A 3,045-nucleotide genomic window follows, 5' to 3' on the forward strand; every position below is an offset into this window, starting at 1 on the left:
CGGCGTCGCAACGACCCGGCATCAAGAGGAGGCGACCATGACCCGTATCGATCACGATGACCGCCCCTGCTTTCGAGGTAACCTCAAAGCGTCGTAAGGGCTTCCCGAGCGAGACCAACGTCAAACGTGGACTGCGCACGGTGCGCGGCGGTGACGTTGAATTGCTGGAAAAACTCGGCCGGCGTGATCCGTGCCCGTGCGGTTCGGGGAAGAGATTTCAAGCAATGCTGCATGACATCGGGCCGGTTTCGACGGGGCCGAGCGAGCGGATTATTGGCGGTGAGCGGGCGTGCGCTGTCTGCCCGGTGGCAAGCTTAAGCCCCCTCTCCTGAAGGGGAGGGGCTTGAGAGGCGTTCCGATCAACGGCGTTGGCATATCGCCCGATGGTTGCGTGAAGCCTGCACGAGCATAGGCTCCACCCCATGAAGCCAATCGCCGACCCGCGCCTGAAGACTGACGAGACCGATGGCCCGGTCGAGCGCGGGCTGGCGCAGGCGCAGGGACGCGATGCGATGATCTCTGTCGAACAGCTATTGGCCGATTTCAAGCTTGAGCGTTAACTTCACGCCGCAGGCGCGGTATGGCCGCGCGTCAGACCGCTGTCAGCCGAACTCCTCGCCTGAGCTGTTGCGACAATTTTAGCTGCAATTCGGCGAGAATTTCGTTAGGGCTGGGAGGTAGACCCTCTCTGAGCGCAGTCTGCACGTCGTCCCACATCGAAAAGATGACCTCTGGCTTCCCTAGCGAGTAGCTGGCGCCCGATTTGGCGAAAGGGTATACGAGCCAGGTGAGTTCGCTATTGCCCTCATTTGTTTGACCAAATCGAGGAAGTGCACCGAAGAACTTGCTGTCGACGACGACAAAAAACTTCTTCCCCCAACGCCGGAAAACTGGAATTTTAAGTGCCAACTGAGGCACCAATCGCTTCTGAGCGCTTGATCGGAAATCTGGACGCCTGTTTGCGTCGGCATCATCGAGATGGTGATTCTCCATGAACGACCGAAGTACGGTCTGGAGATTTCCGCCTGAAAAATAAGCAGCTTGGACCTCAACCGCTGCAAAATCGATGACCTTGCCGTCCACGATGTTGCCGATAAGGAAATCTACCTTCCCGATCTTTCGGTCCGTTTTGCCGCCCTCTCCAGCGACTGTCAGAATTCGAACTTCTGGAAATGAAGCGATTTGTGCCCCGGTGCCAAAAGCTAAGCGTCCGGCGTCGCTGAAAATCCTTCGGTCTTCAAGAAACCGGACAGGGCAAAGCGCTGCGGCACGCACGCCATCGGACAATGAGCATATTCCAAGCGGCGCGACTTTGCTTGCTTTGGTGCATGGCGAACCACGAAATGGGCATAGCTTATCGTCGCGGCTGGCCCAGGCGTCCGCAGAATTGTTTTCGACATCAAAGCCAAAGACTTCAGAAACCTTCATTCCTGCAGCTTAGGCCGCGTGGCGGATCGCGTCCACCGACTGTAACGCGATATGATCAGCGATTGCCTTTGCTAAAAGCGGTGGCACGGCATTGCCGACCTGCACAAACTGCTCGGTCATACTGCCGTGGAAGACGACGCTGTCAGGAAATGATTGAAGCCGAGCGGCTTCCCTGACGGAAAATGCGCGATTCTGGATTGGGTGAATATAGGCTCCCCAGTGAATATCGCATTTCGTCAATATCGTGCAGGAAAGTCCATCGGGCTTTGGTCGACCATAGCGTTTGGTGTGGTCGCTTCGCTTGGCGCGCTGCATACCCGCTGGCAGGAGATCGAAAGGGATATCGCGCCATGAGCCGCCCTGCGGAATATGCTTGACCCGATCGATGTTGACCTTGCTCAACTTGGGGCAACAATGATTTGAAACGTGGCTCGATCCTCTTCGCAGCAGGCGCTGAAAATCATTCTGCGGCGCGCATGCATATGCAGCGCCCGATTCAAATTCGCGTGGTTCAAAAATCGGCGGGAGATCGCCGATAGCATCCCACACGGTGACGTGATCGCGCTTGCCGCCACCGTGCGTGCGATCGGGAAAAGAGACAGGGATCCCTAGCCGGTTGGCGATGAACACAATTCGCCTGCGTTCTTGTGGAACTCCATACTCCTCGGCCTTGAAGATGTGAAAATCGACATCAGGATATCCTGCCGCCCTGATTTCCGAAAGAATGTCTTTGAGCAGCCGACCGCCACTGATCGACGTAAGACCAGTAACGTTTTCCATGACCAGCCACCGGGGTTGCACATGCTTCACAATGCGAAGGTATTCACGGAAAAGTCCTGCACGAGGATCTCCCTCGCCACGACCGTGGTTATAAACGCTATAGCCTTGGCACGGCGGCCCACCCACCAGAACGTCGAGTTGGCCCTTATAGATGCCCGTTCGTGCCAAGATGTCATCGTCGGTCAAATCATAGGCGGATTTCGCTAGGAAGGCCGATCCGTCATGCGATTCCAAGAATGTCGAACCAAATGTTGAATCGATATCGGATCCCAGAACAACGCGGTAGCCCGCATTCTGGAACCCCAGACTCAGTCCGCCGGCGCCGCAAAACAAATCAATGACCGTTGGCTTCGACATAATACGTTCCTCTGATGTTCCAGATATCGCGGATATCAGAACGCAATGTCAATGATGCTGGATGACGGCCTACCCGAAATGTAGCGGTCTACTCCGCCGCCACCCCAGCCCGCGCAAACATATCGTCCCCGCCATCCTCATTCGCCACAGCCGCAGGCGTAACCTTCACCTTTTGCCGCTTGTCGAAGCTATCCCACACGTCGTTCCAATTCCCCCGCGTCGCGCCCTTGGAATATTCCGTCGCGCGCTGTTCGAAGAAGTTGGCGTGCTCCACGCCGTTCAGCAGTGGGGCGAGCCAGGGGAGGGGGTGTTCGTCGATCATGTAGATGGGCTTCAGATCAAGCTGGGCCAGCCGCCAATCGGCGATGTAGCGGATGTATTTCTTGATCTCCTTGGGCGTCATTCCCGTTACCGGGCCCTGTTCAAACGCCAGGTCGATGAACGCATCTTCCAGGCGAACCGTCGTCTGGCACACGTCCA

5 protein-coding genes are annotated in these 3,045 nt (G+C 56.7%); 2 read left to right on the forward strand and 3 right to left on the reverse strand.

Annotated features, from left to right (window positions below; genetic code table 11):
- The first annotated feature begins 56 nt into the window (after positions 1 to 56).
- Positions 57 to 332: an SEC-C metal-binding domain-containing protein gene (locus ACKVOS_RS00755; RefSeq protein ID WP_409210113.1), complete on the forward strand. Its 276-nt coding sequence runs from the start codon at positions 57 to 59 to the stop codon at positions 330 to 332.
- Positions 333 to 422: 90 nt separating this feature from the next.
- Positions 423 to 560: a hypothetical protein gene (locus ACKVOS_RS00760; RefSeq protein WP_409210114.1), complete on the forward strand. Its 138-nt coding sequence runs from the start codon at positions 423 to 425 to the stop codon at positions 558 to 560.
- Between the two features lie 31 nt (positions 561 to 591).
- Here the strand turns inward: ACKVOS_RS00760 and ACKVOS_RS00765 are convergent, their stop codons facing one another.
- The 3 genes from ACKVOS_RS00765 to ACKVOS_RS00775 form a co-directional block, all read right to left on the reverse strand.
- Positions 592 to 1,428 carry a NotI family restriction endonuclease gene (locus tag ACKVOS_RS00765; RefSeq protein WP_409210115.1) on the reverse strand — a complete coding sequence of 279 codons (837 nt, stop codon included), beginning with the start codon at positions 1,426 to 1,428 and terminating at the stop codon, positions 592 to 594.
- A gap of 9 nt (positions 1,429 to 1,437) precedes the next feature.
- A complete protein-coding gene (locus ACKVOS_RS00770; protein WP_409210116.1) occupies positions 1,438 to 2,565 on the reverse strand; it encodes a DNA cytosine methyltransferase in 1,128 nt (375 codons plus the stop codon).
- 88 nt (positions 2,566 to 2,653) lie between these two features.
- A partial coding sequence (locus ACKVOS_RS00775; RefSeq protein ID WP_409210117.1) for a ribonucleotide-diphosphate reductase subunit beta occupies positions 2,654 to 3,045 on the reverse strand: 392 nt, incomplete at its 5' end.

The organism is Sphingorhabdus sp. (assembly GCF_046154385.1).
Lineage (GTDB): Bacteria > Pseudomonadota > Alphaproteobacteria > Sphingomonadales > Sphingomonadaceae > Sphingorhabdus_B.

Bases quoted from the DNA above. Each gene is read 5' to 3' on its own strand.
- ACKVOS_RS00755 (WP_409210113.1), top strand. From the start codon at position 57: ATGACCGCCCCTGCTTTCGAGGTAACCTCAAAGCGTCGTAAGGGCTTC.
- ACKVOS_RS00760 (WP_409210114.1), top strand. From the start codon at position 423: ATGAAGCCAATCGCCGACCCGCGCCTGAAGACTGACGAGACCGATGGC.
- ACKVOS_RS00765 (WP_409210115.1), bottom strand. From the start codon at position 1,428: ATGAAGGTTTCTGAAGTCTTTGGCTTTGATGTCGAAAACAATTCTGCG.
- ACKVOS_RS00770 (WP_409210116.1), bottom strand. From the start codon at position 2,565: ATGTCGAAGCCAACGGTCATTGATTTGTTTTGCGGCGCCGGCGGACTG.